The organism is Rhodoferax sp. (assembly GCF_028689295.1).
Taxonomy (GTDB): Bacteria; Pseudomonadota; Gammaproteobacteria; order Burkholderiales; family Burkholderiaceae_C; genus Rhodoferax.
Genome location: NZ_JAQTWL010000013.1, coordinates 80,045 through 97,789, shown reverse-complemented (window position 1 = coordinate 97,789; position 17,745 = coordinate 80,045). Strand labels below are relative to the sequence as shown.

The window sequence follows — 17,745 nt, the reverse complement described above, 5'->3', positions numbered from 1 at the left end:
AAGTCGATGCCTGGCAGCAAGCCCGCAATGCCGAGCAGCGAACCATCGAGTGGCAATTCACTCGTCAGGATGCGGATCGCAAGCTGGGACGCCATTATGTTCCGTTAGTTTTGTGTTGATGTACTAGTAGTGAGCTCCGTCGCGAGCGTTTCGATGTCAGGGTCAGCCGACCACAGATTTGGTATGTCTATGCGTAGGGCTGATGGATAACCGATTCCGAATATGTCCCAAGAGTTAACACGTTGTTCTTGCATCAAGAGTTTGATGAACCCAGTCCAAGTGTCAACATTGCCAGAAAAACCGTGAACAAAAACGACTGCTACGTCTTGATTTTTCGACCGATGGTCGATTCTGGAGGGCGGTTTTGGCTTGTACCGACGCCATCCTATCCAGTTTAATATTGAGCTCGTGATGTCAGTCACCATGTACGGACAATCCTCTCTTTAAGTCCCGCGTCCTTGGCAAGCTGCAGAAATGAAGCAGTGGCATCATTCCCCAGCCTTGGCTGCCCCTCCCATACCGCGATTGCCAACCCCGTCCCTGGTTCAGCCGTCATGGCTGCTTGACGCACTATTTCCTTGTTCGCGTGGTCATATGCCTCATCATCATTCGCTAAATCTGGCAATACGATCAATTCTGAGGGAGGAATGTCCTTCACGAGTTGATCAAACAACGGCCCCCAGTCTCCGGGCCTATCAACCACAGAGGATTGTCTAAATCGCTCGATGGAAAATGGAAGGACGATCCTGTACCGTATTCCTGCTTTCTTCGCGAGGTCTAGAGCAATTAAGTCTGCGCCACATGCGGCTGAGCAGACTAGAAGTTCTACGGCCTCTTGCTCAAACAGTGATTTCAGGTCGGCCCTGACTTGGTCAATCCGATTGATGGAAAAGCGTCGGATTCTTGTTCCAACCGCATCAATCCTTCGTCCTGCCAAGGCAGCAACGACTTTTTTGGCGGTGGTTTCCGTCGATACCATCAATAGCCGACTATGGCCTGCTTCAACGCTTCCACGATTCGATCGCGCTCAAAGCTTGTAGCCCAAGCCGTGCTGACGTTAAGTAACCCATTCGGTGTGACGTTTGCCTTGGCAAGTTTGACCGCTGCCAACTTGAGCTTTACGTCGCTCTGCTTAGCTCGTTCAATTTCCCATTTCATCCAGTCACTCTTATTGCTTTTTTCGCCAACAAGCACCAGTAGATGAGTTGACGCCTTCAACAACTTAGTGAGTGCAGTCTTCACGACCGCGGCGTCATTACTATTGATCGCGACATCGGGGCCACGACTGTCAAACTCGAAGTCAAAATTGGGGTTCGCGTCCCAAGCTTGCAAAAGACGCTTGTAATGCGCATCTTCTGAGTGGTCGTAACTTACGAATACCTTCGTCTTTGTCATTGATGCCCTTAGTTCAGCCGACTAGCGCCCTAAGTCACCATAACTGAGGAAACACGCATTGTCTAAGTGTTGATGCTTTGATGAAAATTTAGATCAGGGTATTCTGTGAGAATGAATGTCAACGACACCAGAGGCATTGGTAAAAAAATGCAAGATCTAAATTATGAATCTTAGATTGGGAGCGTATAGGCTGCAGAGGTTGGTGTCTATCCCCCAAATGGGGGGTTTAGAGAAAATTTGTTATACAAGTCACTCTGTCAAGTTGGGTAGCTGAACGACTGCAAATGGCAGAGCAATTTTGCAGGGTGTTTAACCGCTCTAGGCGCGTTGAAGTCCGCACGAGCTGCTTATGAAGGGCAATGAATTGTGCAGCCCGTAAGATGCTATGTGGGACTACTCAATCGAGACCGGTTGAGCTAAAAAAGAGGATTTCAAACTTCGTTGCAAAGGAGAACTGAAATGTCTACCCAGATAGTCCTGCAAGGCCAAGATACGGGGATCCCAGCTGACCTGTACATGAGCTTCGAACTAGGTGACAAGAAGTGGCAGTTGACGTTGAGCGATGGTCGCCGTGGCCCGAGCCGATACAGCGTTGGCGCCGGTGATACTGCTGCTGTTATGCAATGCATAGGCAAGGCCCGTGAGCGCTGCAAGCTTGATTCGCAATCTAAAGTTCACAGCTGCTACGAAGCTGGACGCGACGGCTGGTGGCTACACCGCTGGCTCGTCGAACAAGGCATCGACAACATTGTGGTCGACTCGTCGAGCATTGAGGTGAACCGGCATGCCCGGCGAGCCAAGACTGACCAGCTCGACGGCGACAAGCTGTTGACAATGCTGCTGCGCCACCGCACGGGTGAGCGGGTGTGGTCAGTTCTGCACGAGCCTTCTGTGCAGGAAGAGGATGCGCGGCGCACGCACCGGGAACTGGCAAGGCTTGCCAAGGAGCGCACCGCACACACAAGCCGAATCAGTTCGCTGCTGGTATTGCACAACCTGCGTCCTGGCATCGTCATTGGTGGACGGTACTGGGCGAGTTGGTGGGAAAGCCACTGCGAGCAGGTTCCGCCTGTGCTGCGCACTGAGATCGAACGCGAGTGCGCGCGCCTGGCACTGGTCAAGCTGCAGGTCAAAGAACTGGAAGCCGCGCGGCTGCAGGAAATTGCCGATGGCAAGCAGCCACTGGTGGCACAACTAACCCAACTTCGCGCCATTGGCGCCAAGGGCGCCTGGATCCTGGTCAAGGAGCTGTTTGGCTGGCGCCGTTTTGCAAACCGGCGCGAATTGGCGGGTTGTCTGGGACTGGCACCTACTCCTTACGCGAGTGGGGACAGTCAAATTGAACAAGGTATCAGCAAAGCTGGTAACCATCGAGCGCGCGCCCTACTGGTGGAGTTGTCCTGGAGTTGGCTACGACTGCAACCCACTAGCGCCCTGACCCAGTGGTTCAACCGACGCTTTGCAGCTGGAGGCAAGCGCATGCGTCGAGTCGGCATTGTGGCGTTGGCCAGGCGCTTGGTCATTGCGCTTTGGCGTTACCTGCAAAACGGCGAGATTCCTGAGGGCGCTGTATTAAAGCCTGTAATTGCTTGAGAGCCAATAGACCGGGCATCAACAAACGGCTGTAAATGGAACACATCATGATCAAAGGTCGACGCGCCCGTACAGGCAGCGGGTCACCAAACAGTGACCGTCCCGTAAGATGGGGCGCGCCGATAATTGGGGTTTGCCAGCGCACTTTGTGCGCATGCTGCATCGGGTGCCGGGTAAATGAGCCCTGCACGGATAGAAGTTCGTCCGAGCACTGGCTCGAACGCTCATCACACCCCAGCCTCGGATCTGAATGTGGCAACCGCTTCGAGTCGCATATAGCCGCCCATCAAATCGGTTCACTGCTGACGATCATAATAAGCGGACCATGAGGTCAAAAGCCAAATAACGAAATCAAGGAAAAGGCTTGACAAATGAGTCCCCATAGAAGCTGCCTGTCGTATACCCCTCTTATGGCCACGTAGTTCACGGTCACGACGGGCGACTGTATGATCGCCCGATTAAATCAAAGTGCCAACGTCAGGTATGAGGTTAGCATTTTGAGACGATGGCTGGCTTGTGACGGCCTCTGCCGACATTGGTGAGCGGTGGCTGAATGCGATCGTTAAGGAAATGGTCTCGATCATCCCGCAGCCCCTTTAATTTTGTCTTTGGCATCAGAGGATGCCATAGGCATTGAGCATAAACCAACCACGTAGCTTCTAGCCTGATTGACAGCGTCCTGTTTGCAGCAGCTACCCCCGTGCATGCGGATAATGTGGTCACCTGCAGCGGGCGCTACCGATAACACGCCACACCGACAACAAGCGCCCTCCCAATGCAGGCAACCCAAGGGGAGAACATGCCTGCACTCGTGCCCGAGCTTGTCAACATGGCAAGCACACCAGCCGTATCAACGGCAGACCTACTGCGCCGCGCCCTCGTAGTGGCCCGCCGCCTTGCAGTCCCTGAGCTCGTGGACTGGATCAATTCGGAGTTGACCGGGTACAAGTTCGAGGAAGTTCCCGATTACAGGCGGCTACGCGGGCAATTGGTGGCCGAGAATCCCTACCGCGGGGCAATCCCGTTGTTCGCACCGCCTGAGATGGCGGAGATGCTGGCGGATTTTCCTGTGCGCCAGTCCATCCCGGAACTTGCCCGCCTCCAGAGTAGCGAAACCGGCATCTTCAGTCACTTTCCCGCAGACATTGAACAGACCTTGATGCATATGATGCGGGAGGGCTCGGGGGTGGCAATGCGCCCGGCCTTGAAGTTCTCGACGGTTCAGATCGAAGGCGTGATTGAAGCCGTACGAAGCCGCATCCTTGATTGGGCGCTGGACCTTGAAGGGCGCGGGATCATCGGTGAGGGAATTTCCTTTACGCCACAGGAGAAGCAAGCCGTGCAAGAACAGCATTACCACTTCGACAACGTGTCGGGTTCTCAGATTCAAATAAGTTCCAACGGATCAACCCAGGTCCAGGCCCATGCCAACACCATCACTGGCACCGACCTTGAAGGTCTTCGAGGCTTGATTGAAGCTCTGGGCACTGCCATAGAACGTGGAACCGTGCAAGGTGATGAAGCCGACGAACTACGGGCCGAACTGGCGACCCTGAAGGCGCAAGCTGCATCACCGAAGCCGAAGTGGGAAATCATCAAGGGCACGGCCCGCAGCATCAAGGCCATTGCTGAAGGCGCAGCGGGCAACATACTGGGGGAACTAGCAAAGCCGCACGTTCAAACGCTATTGGCCTTTGCAGCTGGCGCTGTTAGGGGCTAATGTTTAATTCACTTGATTGCAGAGCGAGCGCAGACACTCACCAGACCCCGTTAATCGACGGGGCACGCAAGACAAGCTTCTTGGGAGTCCTTTGGTTGCCACCTAAGGCCAACTCCCTCAAGGCTGATGGAGGTCGCCCGTCTACCGTCTGTCCAATCTTTGGTGTTAAGTATCGTTATGCAGGCGATAGATTTTTTATAATATATTTTTGTATATGATATGGTTTATTATGCCATCTAGTGACGTTCAAAATGAACTCAAATCTGCTCGAAAAAAACCGCTATAAGGTCATGCGCCGCATGGCTCTGTGGGAGGGTCGCCTGAGCCGCGGCCGGCTGATGGACGTCCTAGGCCTGAGTGGCATCCGAGTGAGCCAGCTCCTCCGGGAGGTTAGGGAAGAAACCCCGGAATGGTTTGAATGGGACAGCAAGAGCAAGTCCTACTTTGTCACCCCCGCCGCGTTCAAGAGGGCACAGGCTGAGTTGAAGGCTGGCCTCTCGGATCTAAGTCTGGCAGCCTATCTGGCAGAGGCGGATATTCATGCTGACCTCACCCCGGGTGCCGGCCCGGTCACCGTCGCTCCGTGGGGCTTCTCCAAGGTCAATCCCAGCACCTTCTCCCGTATCCGTCTGGCCATCGAGCAAGGTACACGGATGAAGTTGGAGTACCGATCCATGCGAACGCCCGAGCAACACCCGCGGACGGTGGAGCCGCACAGCTTGGTCCAAGCCGGCCGGCGCTGGCACATGCGCGGCTACTGCCTGGAAACCGGAGATTTCCGTGACTTCGTGTTGGGGCGTATCACGAAGCTCACCACCATGGACCAGAAGTCCGAGACCACGGTCGCAGAGGACACAAAATGGACCTCCGTGGTGAAAGTGCGCATTCAGGCGCATCCCAATCTGACGCACGAACAACAGGACCTTGTCCGCAGTGAGTATTTCGATGGGACCGCAGCGCGCGTGCATAGCTGCCGCGGCGCCCTGTTGCCCTACCTGGTCCATGAGCTGCGACTGGCCCTGGACGTGACCAAAGAATTACCTCCCGAGTACCAATTGGCCGTGGAAAACGTCGACGAGGTGCGCAAATGGCTGTTCCCAGCGTAACCCCAGCTTCCATGGCGCTCTTCCAGCGCATCCCAGAGCGACTGTTCGGTCCACTGGCATCGCAAAACCGCCACGGCTACTGGGCGCTGCTATGCCATCTGCACCGCCGGCGCTTTGGTCCCGACGCCCCCCTGCCTCCCAGCTACGGGTTCCTGCAGCGTGAGATTACCCAGGAGATCGAGGACCACCTCAAATATGCCGACGAATGGCAGCCCGAGTCCGGCGAGCAGCCCGACACACCACTCAACATCCGGGCCATCGGCATCTTCAACCGCCTAGTCGATGCGGGCTGGTTCCGTTTGGAGAAGTACGGCATCGAGAAGACTGTCAGCATGGCGCCTGCAGTGGGCCAGCTGCTGACCCAGCTGATCAACTTCGCCGAGACAGGTCCCGTGTTTGTTTCGGGCAAGATCCGCTCGATTGACGCCGCCGTGGCGGAAGTGCACAAGGGTGAGGCCAGCGGTGACCTGCTGCGGGAGGCGGCCGAGCAGTGCCGCAACCTGTTGGTCTACATCAGGAATACCGGCACCAACGTGCGTGACCTCATGGCCGCCATTGGCGCGCAAGCGACCACAGCCCAGTACGTCCGGACCTTCTTTCAGGACTACATTCAGCAGGTCTTCATCGGTGACTACCAAGAGCTGCGCACCCGGGAGCATCCGCTGTCCAAGCGCCAGCAAATCCTGGACGCTGTCACAGACATTGACTCCCTGCCAGAGCATCGCATTCGCTTGTTGGACTGGTATGTGAATCGCCTGTGTAGCGGGGACGATAAAAAAGGCCAGGCCGCTTTCCAGCGGGACCTGCAGCGCCTCTATGAGCTCGACCGGATTGAGGAGTACCTAGAGCGCCTGGACGAAGAAATCCGCAGTGCCAATCGGCGCGCGCTGGCCTTCCTGGAATACAAACTGCGCGCCATACGCCCCATCGACAATCTGCTCCGGCAGACCATGGACCGGTTGATTGCCAATCCCGATAGCGATGTCGCCCCCGTGTTTCCGCCGGATGCCCTCATGGGTGGCGTCCGCCTAGCGCAGCCGCGCAAAGAGGTGCCGCGGCTGGCGCCCGCGCCCTTGCGCCAAATCATCATTTCCGACCGCACGCGCGCCATTGGTAACCTGGTGCGCCGCGCCCAGGAGCGACGGTCCATCACGCCCATGAAGCTGCGCGCCTATGCCGAGAAAGTGCTGCAGGACACGACCACTGCCGGCAGCGATGCCCTGCCTTGCGGATCCATCGAAGACTTGCGCGCCTTCCAAGTCCTGACCAGCGTGGCCATGGCCACCAACTCCCGGATCCCCAGGCTGGAAATGGAAGGTCGGGCGTCAGCTCCGGGCATGGAGTTACGCTACACCAGTGACGAAGCTGCAGAACACCCGTATTTGAGCGGCAAGCCATTCATACTGAGCTGGCGCAAACGCCAGACTAGAAACAGGGAGACCAAATGAGCAATCCACGGGATTGGGAGGATCTGGCCAGTCGGCTGGATGGCATCTATACCGTCGAAGACTTCGAGACCGCCGCCTACCGGATGGTGGCCGAACAGGTGATCTACCACTCCGACCGGAGCAGCAGGGTGACCTATGCCATCCTGGATCTCTACGAGCGCGAGTTCGCCAAGGCTCTGGCCCCGCTGGGGGTGTCCCTGTCGATCAACCGACAGCTGCGCTATGTCACCGCCCTGCCGCGGCACGCCAAGGCCAGTACCGCGACCGTGGCCCAGACGCTGTTTGCCCTGGTGTTACGCGGTCTGTATGACGAAGGCGTGCGCGCCGGCGGCCTCACCGAAGATGGCGAGGTCCTGTGCGACTACATCGAACTGCAGGAGAAGTTCCACCTCATGACCGGGCGCGACCTGCCCACCCGCGGCGAGCTCGACACGCTGCTGCGCTCCGCCAAGCGCTGGGGCATCGCCCGGCGACTGGAAGATGATGACAGTGGCCATCTGACGCCTCTACAGGAGCAGTCGGCTGGCGGGGTGGCCATCCGCCCGGCCATCGTCGACGTGCTAGGCGAGACTGCCTTGCTACGGCTGGCGCAGTGGGGAGCAGCCAAGGATGAGACGCATGCCGATGGTGCCACCGGCGAGCCTATGGCGATCGAAGACAACCGGGGGATGAACGATGAAGCGGCTTGAGAGCGTCAAACTGGTGCAGTTCCTGTTGTATGAGCAACAAGAAATCCGCCTGGAAGAGATCACCGGTCTGTTCGGCCGCAACGGCAGCGGCAAGAGTTCGGTGCTCGATGCCGTACAGGTCGCCATTTTGGGCGCTAACAAGAATCTGATGCACTTTAATGCACAGGCCGACGCCAAGTCGCACCAGAGCCGCACTTTGCGGTCGTACTGCCTTGGTCAGTACGGCGACACCATCGAACAATGCGCACGGCCGCAGGCCACCACCTACGTCACGCTGGTCTGGCGGGACACCGATACCAATGAGCCGGTCTCCATGGGGGTGTGCATTGAGGCTTCTCTGAACAATGAGGCGGAGAAGGTGCTGGGTCGCTACGTCATCCGCGGCGTGGAGCTGTCCATGTCCGAGCACCTGCAGACGGTGGACGGTGCAACCATGCCGCTGCCCTGGAGCAGCTTCCGGCATCGGTTGCTGGAGCAATCCAAGGTCACTGGCGAGGATCCGCTGTTCGACGATGGCGCCAGCTACGTCAAGCAGGTGCTATTCATGCTGCGCGGCAAGGCGGGCCCAGCGTCCTACGACGCGTTTGCGCGCGCGTTTCGCTTTGCGCTGCGCATGAGCTTCTCCAAGTCGGTGGACCAGATCGTGCGCCAGGATGTCCTGGAGGACCGGCCCACCAACATTGCCAGGTTCAAGCAGCTGGTGGAGACCTTCAAGCGGATCAACCTCTTGGTCGAGGGGGTCGAGCAAAAAATCAAGCAGGGCCTGGAGGTGAGCAAGAACTTTGACGCCGCCCTGGCCGAGGCTCGAAAATCCGCCACGTGGACCGGGTTGCAGGCCTCCGCGGCGTACGAGCTGAGCAATGCAGCCCACGAAATGCTAACGGCCGAGAAGTTTGATCAGGAGGGGGTGGTTGGGGAATGCACCAAAGGGAGCACGACCGCCGATATAGCGCTGGCGGACTGGACTCTCGAAGTGGGTCAACTGACCGGCCTGCAGAGCGCCCATGCGGACCATGCCGAGAATGCGGGCGCCCAACAAGCCCTGGCGCAGGCGCAAGAAAAAACCACCCGCCGGGAAGAAGAGTTGAAACAGGAGCTGCGCAACATCCGGCACCTGCTCCAAGACGCCAGTACCAACGAACTGTTGGCCCAGTGGCAGCCGGAACTTGCACTTGCCGCGCAGCAGCTTGGTGAGTTCTCGTGGGAGCAAAACCGTGTCGACCAGGATGTGCTGGGGCAGATCATCCGGGGTCTGGGGGACACGCTGCAGTCAGCAGCTAAGCCACTCGGTAAGCAATACGACCTCGTGAAGGAGGATATCCGTATCGCCAAAGAACGGCTCTCGACGATCGGCCTGGGCATGGAGCGAGCCAACACCAACCGCGCGCAGGTCAGCGAACCGACGGCCCGGCTGATGCATGAGTTCGCGGACCACGGATTGCACCCTACCCCCGTCTGCGATCTGGTGAAGGTGACCGATCCCAAATGGCAGCCAGCGATCGAAGCCTATTTGGCCAAAAACGTGGAAGCCATCCTTTTACGGGACTCCGAGGAAGAGGAAAAAGCCTTTGACATCTATCAGTCGTTGAAAGGTCAGCGCACCATCTATGGCGTCAAGATCGTGCGCTCGGACAGAGCGCGACCTGGATATGGCCAACCGGCCGCCGACACGGTGGCCAGCCTGATACAGGGCAGCAACCAGGTGGCTGTGGCCTATCTGCGTGGCAAGCTGGGCAACCTCAAGCGTGCCAATACCGCCCAGGAGGCCCTGCGGGGCGAACGGACGCTGACCCTGGACGGCATGCTGGTGGGGCCCGGGGATTTCGAACGGCTGCGGCTGGTGCCTGAGGCGGACTTGCAGATCGGCGCCGGTGCCAAAGGTCAGGTTGACGGTCTTAGGGCTGAGTCCCGTACCCTGATTGGAAAAATTGCCGAGTTGATGAAACGCGAACAGTCCATCACCCGCATTCGCCAAGCGGTACAGAGTTTGTCGTCGCCGGAATCCATACGCCTTTTACTTAGCTTCGCGGCCCAACTGGGTGAAGCGCTCACCGAAAAGGAACTCGCAATTCGGCGAATCTCAGGCAGCACCAGCGCCGAATACCAAGCGCTTTGCGCCAAGCTCCTGGCGATGCAGGAACGCAAACCAGGGCTTGAAGCTGATGCCAGAAATGCCCGTGATGCCGTTATTCGGGCTCAGGCTGATCTGGAAAGATTGACCAAAGAATGCACGGCCAAGCTGCTGGAGCTCCAGGGCAAGCGGACGGTGCACGAAACCTGCCGTGGCCATGCCGACTATGACTCGGGCTATGCGTCCGATCGCTGGGACTCGCTGTTGGAGCAATTCGGCGACAACTACCAGGCCATGGCGGACCACTGCGAATCCCAGTCCAAGCGCTGCAGCTCTGCCATGGTGCGCCACCTAGGCCCGGCGCAGACGCTGCTGGGGACCTTCCTGACCGACCACCGCGAAGCAGTCAGCGATGAAGTGACGTCCGACTGGCGCAAGGCCAAGGCCTGGATGGAACAGCAAGTCACCAGGCTGCAGAACACGGAGCTGCCCCAGTACAAGGATCAAGCCCAAGATGCCTACCTTGCGTCGCAGAACACCTTCCGGCAGGACGTGGCGCTGGCCCTGCACGCCAACCTCAAGTACCAGACCACCACCTTCAAGCGCTTGAACGATGCGCTCAAGGCCTCCCCCGCCTTCACGAATGGGGAGCGGTATCAGTTTCAGGCCAAGGTCCGTCCAGACCTGATGCCGCTAAAGAAGTTCATTGAGAACATTGCCGACTTTGGCGCCGACGGCGGGCTGTTTGGAGAGCCCGGGGAAATCCCTGCCCAGTTCGCGGAGCTGCTGCGCGAGAAAACCACCACGGGCAATGCCGCGGTCAAGAGCCCGCTGGATGACTACCGGGAGTTCTTTGAGTTCGACATCGAGATTGAGACCGACGACCCAGTCACTGGTGTCACCAAGACCATTGGACATCTGAGCAAACGGATTGGTCCCGGTTCCGGTGGTGAGCATCGTGCCCCCCTGTACGTGATTGCTGGCGCAGCCCTGTCCTCGGCCTACCGCATGGATGAGAACAACCAGGACGGACTGCGGCTCATCCTGCTGGACGAAGCCTTCGACAAAATGGACACGCCCAACATCGTGGCTACCATGCGCTACCTCGAAAAACTCGGACTGCAGGTGCTGCTGGCCAGCCCGGGAGAGAACCTGCCGACGCTGACCGCCTTCTTGCACCGGTACTTCGAGATCATGAAGGACGAAACCCAACACGTGATTCAAGTGGAAGAGCGCCGCGTTAGCGAGGCGATGCGGGAGCAGTTCCGCGAGGACATGTGGGAGTACCACCCCGAGTTGCTGGAGGCGGAGCTGCTGGCAGTTCGCCAGGAGCCCATTCCACGCCCTGTAGCTGCCCCCGCACCATGAGCGCCGGCGCCATCGCCAGGGAATTGCTGGTCAAACTGCTCGAGGCCGGCAACAAGCACGTTGCTGGCGCACGTGCGCGCGCACCAGCACTGACAGCCACGCACTTGAAGCCCTACAGCGACCTCAGAAGCTGGCAACAAAAGCAGGAATGCGATGAGACGTTTCTGGCCGCTCGCGACGCAGGTGCCGTAACTTTGCTGCGGGACAAGCTGAATCCGAATGATGGACTTTTTGAGCGTATTGACCTGGTAGATGTGCAGGCGCTGGCCCGGTTTCTGGGGCGCAGCACTTATGCGGACCAGTTGACCCAGACTGCTGCCCTGTTGGAGCCATTGAAGGCTGACTTCCCAGTGATCTTGGAGGTAATTGGGCGCTGGACCGGTATGGCCAAGGTGCGCGGCCTGGGCCCGCAGGACGCTGGCGCCTGGATCGACGCAGCCAAGACCATTCGGGCGTGCGCTGCGCGCAGCCAAGACACGGTTGCTGCCCCTGTGCGTGAATTCAGCGCGCGACTGTTTCTCGACAGCAAGCGAATTGAAGCGCTCACCGCCCAGCTCGACATCTTGCTGAGTGGAAGCATCGAGGAGAGCCCAAGAGCTGCGGCGCAGGTGTGGCAAGAGTTGGGATTGTTCCGGGAGGAGCATCCCGTGCTGTTGGCCGGCCTCGTACACATCGCGCGCGACCGCACCAGCGGATTGATTGACGCGCCCTACCTGGGACTACCAGCTTCGACCATTAAGGGGGTGGCAAGCAGGGTCATTGAAGTCATCACCATCGAGAACAAGACGACGTTCCACAGCGAGGCTAAGAGGCGCCAAAGCGATGAAGTGCTTCTGATCTACACCGCCGGCATGCCCTCACCGGCTTGGCGTGCCATGTACATGCGTTTGTTGAAGAGCCTACCGTCGGGCACGCCTATGTTTCATTGGGGTGACGTCGATGAAGGAGGGTTCCGGATCGCCTCCACAATCGCCGCGGTTTGCGAGGCGACGGGCCATAAGCTCCAGCCCTACGCGATGTCACCGGACGATGTGCCAGCTGAGATGCGGGTCAAGGCGTCTACTCGGACCCTGGAGCGCATTCACCACTTCGCTTGCGCAGCTGGCTGGCCCAATTTAGGGCGATCCGTGCTTGAGGCGGGATTTGTCGCAGAGCAAGAAGCGCTGGATCGACGGTGAGGTGCTTTTCAAGTGATGCAGAGGAAACTCGTTTCAGCATGCAGCCTGCTGTGGGCGATGATTTAACAAAACTCTAAGATACCAATTTTTTGGGTCGTGCGGAGCAGCTAGGCCATATGGCAGGTCCTGACCGATAAAGGGTTCACCTTAGCTTGAATTAATAGCCATTTTCAATCATCCAGGCCACTGGCACCAATGACTGGTTCCGAGCTGTCAATTTGAACTTCTGTAATGCCGCTCCCGCTGCAACTCTGTCCCAGACTTTTCAGCCGCCAAAGTCGACAATATGATTCAGTTGACGTGAAATGAAAGGCTGCTTTTTGGAACTCCACCGTCAATTCGGCGAACATCACTTGATGGGTTCAACGGCCGGTATCGGGCTGGCATTTCGATAAACCGAAGTTCGGCTATGGCACTAACGCGAAGCTCACGACCGGCTTCTGACATGCAATGTGTTGGACTGCCAGATAGCTGCCGGTCAGGAATAGCCGGTTACCTTACACGACGGCGTCGACGTCCGTTTACAGAGCGTCGGGAACGGTAACTAACTGCGATGCGATTTGCCCAATCCTGGCCTCAAGCAAAGCACTGCAAATCCAGCGTAGCACTTGATGCTCAGCTCGCGCCGTCGGAAACGTGTTCCATCAGGTCTTCGATTCTGCAAGTGAAATAACCGCATAGCCTGTCCATGGTGTCGGTCCCGGTGCCATATCCTTTTTGATTCAGGATCTTCGAAAGAGTCATTCTATTGAGACCGGTCGCAGTGGCGATCTCATTGATCGTTACGCGCCGTCCTTCCAAGAACTGCTTCTTTTCGATCATTTCGCCCAGTTTGAACCTAATCATGATGCATAAAACAATTGAATGATAAATAAATGTGTCAAATGACTTGACAAGAGATCGTTCATGCGATATATTGATGTCAAGTGATAATTATTTTAATCACTTTAACAAAGATTGTAAAGGATCAAATCATGCTTACTCAGACCTACCTCACTACGGACGAACTCTCCTTAAAGTTGAAGTACGACGTGCGCACTATTCGTGAACGTCTTAAAGACAGTGTCCTGTTGGAGGGCGTGCATTACTTTCGGCCGTTTGGTGGTCGGAAAATCTTGTTTGTGTGGGAGGCAATTGAACGAGACATGAAAAACGCTTCGACTCACGAACCTCGTGGAATGAATGCAATTCCCATGGCCAGCGGAGCAGTTCTCCATGGCTAAAGTAACTGTCAGAAAAGAAACCGGCAAACTTGTCATCGACTTCACTTATTGTGGGGTTCGCTGCAGAGAACAGACGGCTTTGCCTGATTCGCAACTCAATCGCAAACGGGTGCAGATGTTGATCGATAAGATCAAGAAGGCACAACAAGACGGGTCATTCCACTACAGTGACTATTTCCCTGAAAGCGCGCTTGCTGCAAGGTTTGATTTGGTGGTCGCTCCAGTTGTACTGGCGGCACCTGCAGCCGAAGCGGTAGACCTTGGCCCCCTGTTCAGCGAATTCTCCAGCAAATGGGTAGACGACCACAGCATCGAATGGCGTCGCAGCCACATTCGCTCGCTGCTGTCCACCCTGAACGGTCGCCTCGTCCCGGAATTCGGAAACAAGGCGGTCGGCAGTATCAGCAAATCTGACATTCTTGAATTCCGCGCCACACTCGCCAAAGTTAAAGGTCGCGGAAATCAAGTTGGGCTTTCATCCAAACGGATCAATGAAATCATTGGTCTGTTGCGTCAAATTCTCACCGAAGCCGCCGACCAGTTCCAGTTTACTTCACCCGCGCTGAGCATCAAAAAGCTGCGCGTACGCAAGACCGATGTGAACCCCTTCAGCCTGGTCGACGTTCAGCGCATCGTGGCCACGGTCCGGCCTGATTACAGGGACTACATGACAACCCGCTTCCTGACCGCCATGCGCACTGGTGAAGTCCATGGCCTCAAATGGAAATACATCGATTGGGACCTGCGCATCATCCGGGTTAGGGAAACCTTTGTCCTGGGTGAAGACGAATACACCAAGACCGACGGCAGCCAGCGCGACATCCAGATGAGCCAGCCCGTCTTCGATGCATTGAAGCGCCAGTTCGAAGTCACAGGCAAGACATCCGAGTACGTCTTTTGCAACCTGGCCGGGCAGCCACTGGACAACAAGAACTTCTCGGACCGGGTCTGGTACCCGCTCTTGCGCCACCTTGGCCTGGACAAGCGTCGTCCTTATCAGATGCGCCATACCGCAGCCACACTCTGGCTGGCCTCGGGCGAAGCACCCGAATGGATTGCCCGCCAACTCGGCCACACCAGCACCGAGATGCTGTTTCGGGTTTACAGCCGTTACGTGCCCAACCTGACCCGCCAGGACGGTTCGGCCATGGAACGCCTGCTGGCCAGCCACATGTCCCAGGGACCTTTGGTTGAACAAAAGGAGCCGGACTCCCATGTGACGATCTATGTCCCGGCCCAGGAGGTGGCACAACAAGCCATTCCGAAACCACGGGGTGTGAAGCGCAAAGCCGCAGTGGCTCCAGTGCTTGACGGTCAGGATATGGCAACACAGGATCAGCCGCTGGTCCCTGTACCGGCAGCGATGCCGACACTGATTCCGGCACCTGTACCGATGCCGACACTGATCGCGATTCCTGCCCCCATTGCGACACAGCCCCCGCCAGCGTCGCCACCGCCCCTGTCCTGGCAAGACATCGCGGAATCGTGGCAGCGCGCGCAAGCCGCCAAGCCGCTGAACTAGCCCGCCGACCCACCGCCATTCAATTCTTCCAGCCTGTTGTCTGTTCACAGACACCGGGTCAGGGGAAAGACTTTGCCTAAAAACCGGATTTGTCTGAATCAACCATTAAGAAAGCATCTCATGAACAAGCAAAACTACTTCTCCTCCCTTGGTGTCGAGTACCCCAACCGAGGTTCCTGGAGGCAAGCCCACCCGGCAGGCCGTGTTGCCAGCACAGACGCCTCTCGCACAGCCGCATCTCAGGCGACGCCGTTCGCCAACACCTTGACCATTGATCCGAATGTGCTGTTTCCCCGGCACACGGTCATCACCGTCATCGGCCGCATCGAGGACTGGACCCTGACATGGGCCGGGCGCATTCACTGCACCCTGTGTCTGTCCATCGGCGATGTGCCATTGCGGGCTAACCGGGACAGCTTGCCGCTCGATCTTCAAAACGGCCATTGGGTCAGGGCCAAGCTGATGCTGCGCAGGGGAAGTTCTGACCCTTCGGGGATCAGCACGCTGCTGCTCAGTAGCAGCCTCATCCATCCGCGTCAACCCAATCCAACGGCCTGGACCCCGACGGTACCCTTTCACCGCTTCGCTCACATGCGCCGGCTTTATCGGCTGCTCTCGCAACTTGCGCCTGGGCAGCAAGCCATCTTCATGGCCGTGATGGCTGATACCCGGATCCAGCAGGGTTTCTTCCTGCGCATTGCGGCCACGGATCACCACACCTACCCGGGTGGCTTGTTCGACTGCAGCATCGAAGCCGCCGAGCGGGTGCTCCAGCTGCAACAGATCGGGACCAAAGAACGCGGCCTGATGGCCCTGGTGTGCCTGCTGTTCGATCTGGGCAAGCTCACTGATGAACGGTATGAAGCTGACCGGATGCGGTGCCACCTTGGCCTGGCGCCACATCCCGGCACCGCAGGCTTGCTTGACCTGGCCCTGGATGCCGTGGCCAGGTTTGAGCCGGATCTGTTTGTGGCCGTGCACCAGCTGCTGGGTCCCTGTGACTGGACCGAATGGCTGTCGCCGCCGGGAATTGTGCCAAGCCTCAAGCAACACATCCACCAGGCCATCCAGCAGGCCTGGCACATCGACTCAGCCATTGCAGCAAATTCAGACGATTCAACACCAACGGGAGAACAGAAATGAACCAAGACACCATGACATCGGAAGTCAACCTGGGCACAGCCCAAACCCAAACCCAGACCCAGACCCAGACCCAAACCCAAACCTCCCCAGGCAGTGGGGTGCTCACCAAACCGCCTTTCACCCTGGCGTGGGCTGCCGGGTTTGTCGATGGTGAAGGTTGCATCTACATCTGCAAGCAAAGATTCCGTGATCCCACGCGCAAGCTATCCTATCGTTTGGGCTTTAGCATCATGCAAAATGATCTGGAGGTGCTCGAACACTTCAGGGGCGGGATGGGTATCACCGAGCCCATCTACAAAGTCAAGCGCCTGCCTCAGCACAGCCGCCAGGTCTATACGCTGATCTGCAGTGGCAAAAACGCGCTGCGTCTGATCACCATCTTGCTGCCCTTTCTCGTTCGCAAGCGGGAGGAAGCCCAGACCGCCGTGGCCTATTGGGAAGACTGCATGGGTGGCAAGAGACCGGGAGGGAAGGGCTGGTCGTCTCAGGTCACCGCTGACCGCGAGGCGAAGTTCCTCCACATGCGCGCCCTCAAATGAAAGCCACGACCATGAACACCCAACCCATCCTGTTCTGCGGTGACCCCCATGGCCGGTTTGACCACATCCTGCGCGCGGCTGAGCTGCTGGACCCCATGGCCATTGTCCTGCTTGGGGACATTGAGCCAGAGCAGCCCCTGCACCTGGAACTCGCAGCCATCGATCCGAACAAGCTGTGGTTCATCCATGGCAACCACGATACTGACAGTGACCAGAACTGGCACCACCTCTGGGGCAGCACACTGGCTGAGCGCAATCTCCATGGCCGGGTGGTGGAACTGCCCAATGGCCTCAAGCTCGCGGGTCTGGGCGGCGTGTTCCGTGAATCGGTCTGGTATCCCGGCCACAGTGACGCCAGGTTCGAAAGCCGCTCCAGCCATGCCCGCTCTACCCCCCGGCAGGATCGCTGGCAGGGCGGTGTGCACCGCAAACACTGGTCCAGCATCTACCCGGAGGAATTCAAAGCCTTGGCGACCCAGCGTGCTGACATTCTGGTCACGCATGAGGCACCCGGTTATCACCCCAACGGGTTTGAGATCCTGGATGAGCTGGCGCGCAGCATGGGCGTCAAAGTGAGCGTTCACGGTCATCAACACGACCGGATGGACAGCAGTCACCGCTGGGTGCAACAGGGATTCAAAAGCTTTGGGGTCGGCCTGTGTGGCATCACCGCCATTGACCTGGACGGTCATGCCGAGGTTATCTTTTCTGGGGATCTTGATCACCAGTCTCATTCATCAGGAGCCTGAG

At 57.8% G+C, this 17,745-nt stretch carries 16 protein-coding genes and 1 pseudogene; 13 read left to right on the top strand and 4 right to left on the bottom strand.

The features are described 5' to 3' along the window. Nucleotides 1-418: 418 nt before the first annotated feature. Both PHF15_RS12040 and PHF15_RS12035 read right to left on the bottom strand, forming a co-directional pair. The gene (locus PHF15_RS12040; RefSeq protein WP_300121420.1) at nucleotides 419-982 is read right to left on the bottom strand and encodes a hypothetical protein; all 564 of its coding nucleotides are present in this window, start codon (nucleotides 980-982) and stop codon (nucleotides 419-421) included. After that, the gene (locus PHF15_RS12035) at nucleotides 979-1,395 is read right to left on the bottom strand and encodes a TIR domain-containing protein (protein ID WP_300121419.1); all 417 of its coding nucleotides are present in this window, start codon (nucleotides 1,393-1,395) and stop codon (nucleotides 979-981) included. Before PHF15_RS12035 ends, PHF15_RS12040 begins: the two co-directional genes overlap by 4 nt. A 516-nt stretch (nucleotides 1,396-1,911) precedes the next feature. Here PHF15_RS12035 and PHF15_RS12030 point away from each other — a divergent pair. From PHF15_RS12030 to PHF15_RS12000, 7 genes are all read left to right on the top strand, one after another. Further along, nucleotides 1,912-2,988 carry an IS110 family transposase gene (locus PHF15_RS12030; protein WP_300121418.1) on the top strand — a complete coding sequence of 359 codons (1,077 nt, stop codon included), beginning with the start codon at nucleotides 1,912-1,914 and terminating at the stop codon, nucleotides 2,986-2,988. A gap of 799 nt (nucleotides 2,989-3,787) precedes the next feature. Next, complete coding sequence (locus PHF15_RS12025; RefSeq protein WP_300121417.1) at nucleotides 3,788-4,708, top strand: hypothetical protein; 921 nt, start codon at nucleotides 3,788-3,790, stop codon at nucleotides 4,706-4,708. A gap of 251 nt (nucleotides 4,709-4,959) precedes the next feature. Further along, complete coding sequence (locus PHF15_RS12020) at nucleotides 4,960-5,814, top strand: WYL domain-containing protein (RefSeq protein WP_300121416.1); 855 nt, start codon at nucleotides 4,960-4,962, stop codon at nucleotides 5,812-5,814. Further along, nucleotides 5,796-7,262 (top strand): Wadjet anti-phage system protein JetA family protein, encoded by a 1,467-nt coding sequence (locus PHF15_RS12015; protein ID WP_300121415.1) that lies wholly within the window; start codon nucleotides 5,796-5,798, stop codon nucleotides 7,260-7,262. Before PHF15_RS12020 ends, PHF15_RS12015 begins: the two co-directional genes overlap by 19 nt. Continuing rightward, nucleotides 7,259-7,951: a DUF4194 domain-containing protein gene (locus tag PHF15_RS12010; protein WP_300121414.1), complete on the top strand. Its 693-nt coding sequence runs from the start codon at nucleotides 7,259-7,261 to the stop codon at nucleotides 7,949-7,951. The genes PHF15_RS12015 and PHF15_RS12010 overlap by 4 nt, the downstream gene beginning before the upstream one ends. Then, a complete protein-coding gene (locus PHF15_RS12005) occupies nucleotides 7,938-11,390 on the top strand; it encodes an SbcC/MukB-like Walker B domain-containing protein (RefSeq protein ID WP_300121413.1) in 3,453 nt (1,150 codons plus the stop codon). Before PHF15_RS12010 ends, PHF15_RS12005 begins: the two co-directional genes overlap by 14 nt. Next, complete coding sequence (locus PHF15_RS12000) at nucleotides 11,387-12,568, top strand: Wadjet anti-phage system protein JetD domain-containing protein (protein ID WP_300121412.1); 1,182 nt, start codon at nucleotides 11,387-11,389, stop codon at nucleotides 12,566-12,568. Before PHF15_RS12005 ends, PHF15_RS12000 begins: the two co-directional genes overlap by 4 nt. Before the next feature lie 615 nt (nucleotides 12,569-13,183). On the opposite strand, the gene PHF15_RS11995 is transcribed toward PHF15_RS12000, so the two are convergent. Next, nucleotides 13,184-13,390, bottom strand: a complete 207-nt coding sequence (locus PHF15_RS11995) for a helix-turn-helix transcriptional regulator (RefSeq protein WP_300121411.1) — start codon at nucleotides 13,388-13,390, stop codon at nucleotides 13,184-13,186. A gap of 152 nt (nucleotides 13,391-13,542) precedes the next feature. On the opposite strand from PHF15_RS11995, the gene PHF15_RS11990 reads away from it, so the two are divergent. Then, nucleotides 13,543-13,791, top strand: coding sequence for a hypothetical protein (locus PHF15_RS11990; protein WP_300121410.1), 249 nt, complete (start codon nucleotides 13,543-13,545; stop codon nucleotides 13,789-13,791). After that, nucleotides 13,751-13,918 (top strand): annotated as a pseudogene (locus PHF15_RS17000) (DUF3596 domain-containing protein); the annotation flags it as partial. The gene PHF15_RS11990 and the pseudogene PHF15_RS17000, both read left to right, overlap by 41 nt. A 27-nt stretch (nucleotides 13,919-13,945) precedes the next feature. Here PHF15_RS17000 and PHF15_RS16995 read toward each other — a convergent pair. Then, on the bottom strand, nucleotides 13,946-14,257 hold the full coding sequence (locus PHF15_RS16995) for a hypothetical protein (RefSeq protein ID WP_366520612.1): 312 nt from the start codon (nucleotides 14,255-14,257) through the stop codon (nucleotides 13,946-13,948). A 42-nt stretch (nucleotides 14,258-14,299) separates the two neighbouring features. Between PHF15_RS16995 and PHF15_RS16990 the strand changes: the two genes are divergently transcribed. The 4 genes from PHF15_RS16990 (at nucleotide 14,300) to PHF15_RS11970 (ending at nucleotide 17,744) form a co-directional block, all read left to right on the top strand. Continuing rightward, complete coding sequence (locus PHF15_RS16990) at nucleotides 14,300-15,313, top strand: site-specific integrase (RefSeq protein WP_366520611.1); 1,014 nt, start codon at nucleotides 14,300-14,302, stop codon at nucleotides 15,311-15,313. Between the two features lie 120 nt (nucleotides 15,314-15,433). Beyond that, nucleotides 15,434-16,456, top strand: coding sequence for a hypothetical protein (locus PHF15_RS11980; protein WP_300121409.1), 1,023 nt, complete (start codon nucleotides 15,434-15,436; stop codon nucleotides 16,454-16,456). After that, the gene (locus PHF15_RS11975) at nucleotides 16,453-16,995 is read left to right on the top strand and encodes an LAGLIDADG family homing endonuclease (protein WP_300121408.1); all 543 of its coding nucleotides are present in this window, start codon (nucleotides 16,453-16,455) and stop codon (nucleotides 16,993-16,995) included. Before PHF15_RS11980 ends, PHF15_RS11975 begins: the two co-directional genes overlap by 4 nt. Nucleotides 16,996-17,006: 11 nt before the next feature. Further along, nucleotides 17,007-17,744: a metallophosphoesterase gene (locus PHF15_RS11970; RefSeq protein ID WP_300121407.1), complete on the top strand. Its 738-nt coding sequence runs from the start codon at nucleotides 17,007-17,009 to the stop codon at nucleotides 17,742-17,744. The last annotated feature ends 1 nt before the right edge of the window (nucleotide 17,745 follow it).

Bases quoted from the DNA above. Each gene is read 5' to 3' on its own strand.
- PHF15_RS12020 (WP_300121416.1), top strand. From the start codon at position 4,960: ATGAACTCAAATCTGCTCGAAAAAAACCGCTATAAGGTCATGCGCCGC.
- PHF15_RS11980 (WP_300121409.1), top strand. From the start codon at position 15,434: ATGAACAAGCAAAACTACTTCTCCTCCCTTGGTGTCGAGTACCCCAAC.
- PHF15_RS12000 (WP_300121412.1), top strand. From the start codon at position 11,387: ATGAGCGCCGGCGCCATCGCCAGGGAATTGCTGGTCAAACTGCTCGAG.
- PHF15_RS12005 (WP_300121413.1), top strand. From the start codon at position 7,938: ATGAAGCGGCTTGAGAGCGTCAAACTGGTGCAGTTCCTGTTGTATGAG.
- PHF15_RS12025 (WP_300121417.1), top strand. From the start codon at position 3,788: ATGCCTGCACTCGTGCCCGAGCTTGTCAACATGGCAAGCACACCAGCC.
- PHF15_RS12015 (WP_300121415.1), top strand. From the start codon at position 5,796: ATGGCTGTTCCCAGCGTAACCCCAGCTTCCATGGCGCTCTTCCAGCGC.
- PHF15_RS12010 (WP_300121414.1), top strand. From the start codon at position 7,259: ATGAGCAATCCACGGGATTGGGAGGATCTGGCCAGTCGGCTGGATGGC.
- PHF15_RS12030 (WP_300121418.1), top strand. From the start codon at position 1,912: ATGAGCTTCGAACTAGGTGACAAGAAGTGGCAGTTGACGTTGAGCGAT.
- PHF15_RS11975 (WP_300121408.1), top strand. From the start codon at position 16,453: ATGAACCAAGACACCATGACATCGGAAGTCAACCTGGGCACAGCCCAA.
- PHF15_RS11995 (WP_300121411.1), bottom strand. From the start codon at position 13,390: ATGATCGAAAAGAAGCAGTTCTTGGAAGGACGGCGCGTAACGATCAAT.
- PHF15_RS11990 (WP_300121410.1), top strand. From the start codon at position 13,543: ATGCTTACTCAGACCTACCTCACTACGGACGAACTCTCCTTAAAGTTG.
- PHF15_RS12035 (WP_300121419.1), bottom strand. From the start codon at position 1,395: ATGACAAAGACGAAGGTATTCGTAAGTTACGACCACTCAGAAGATGCG.
- PHF15_RS11970 (WP_300121407.1), top strand. From the start codon at position 17,007: ATGAACACCCAACCCATCCTGTTCTGCGGTGACCCCCATGGCCGGTTT.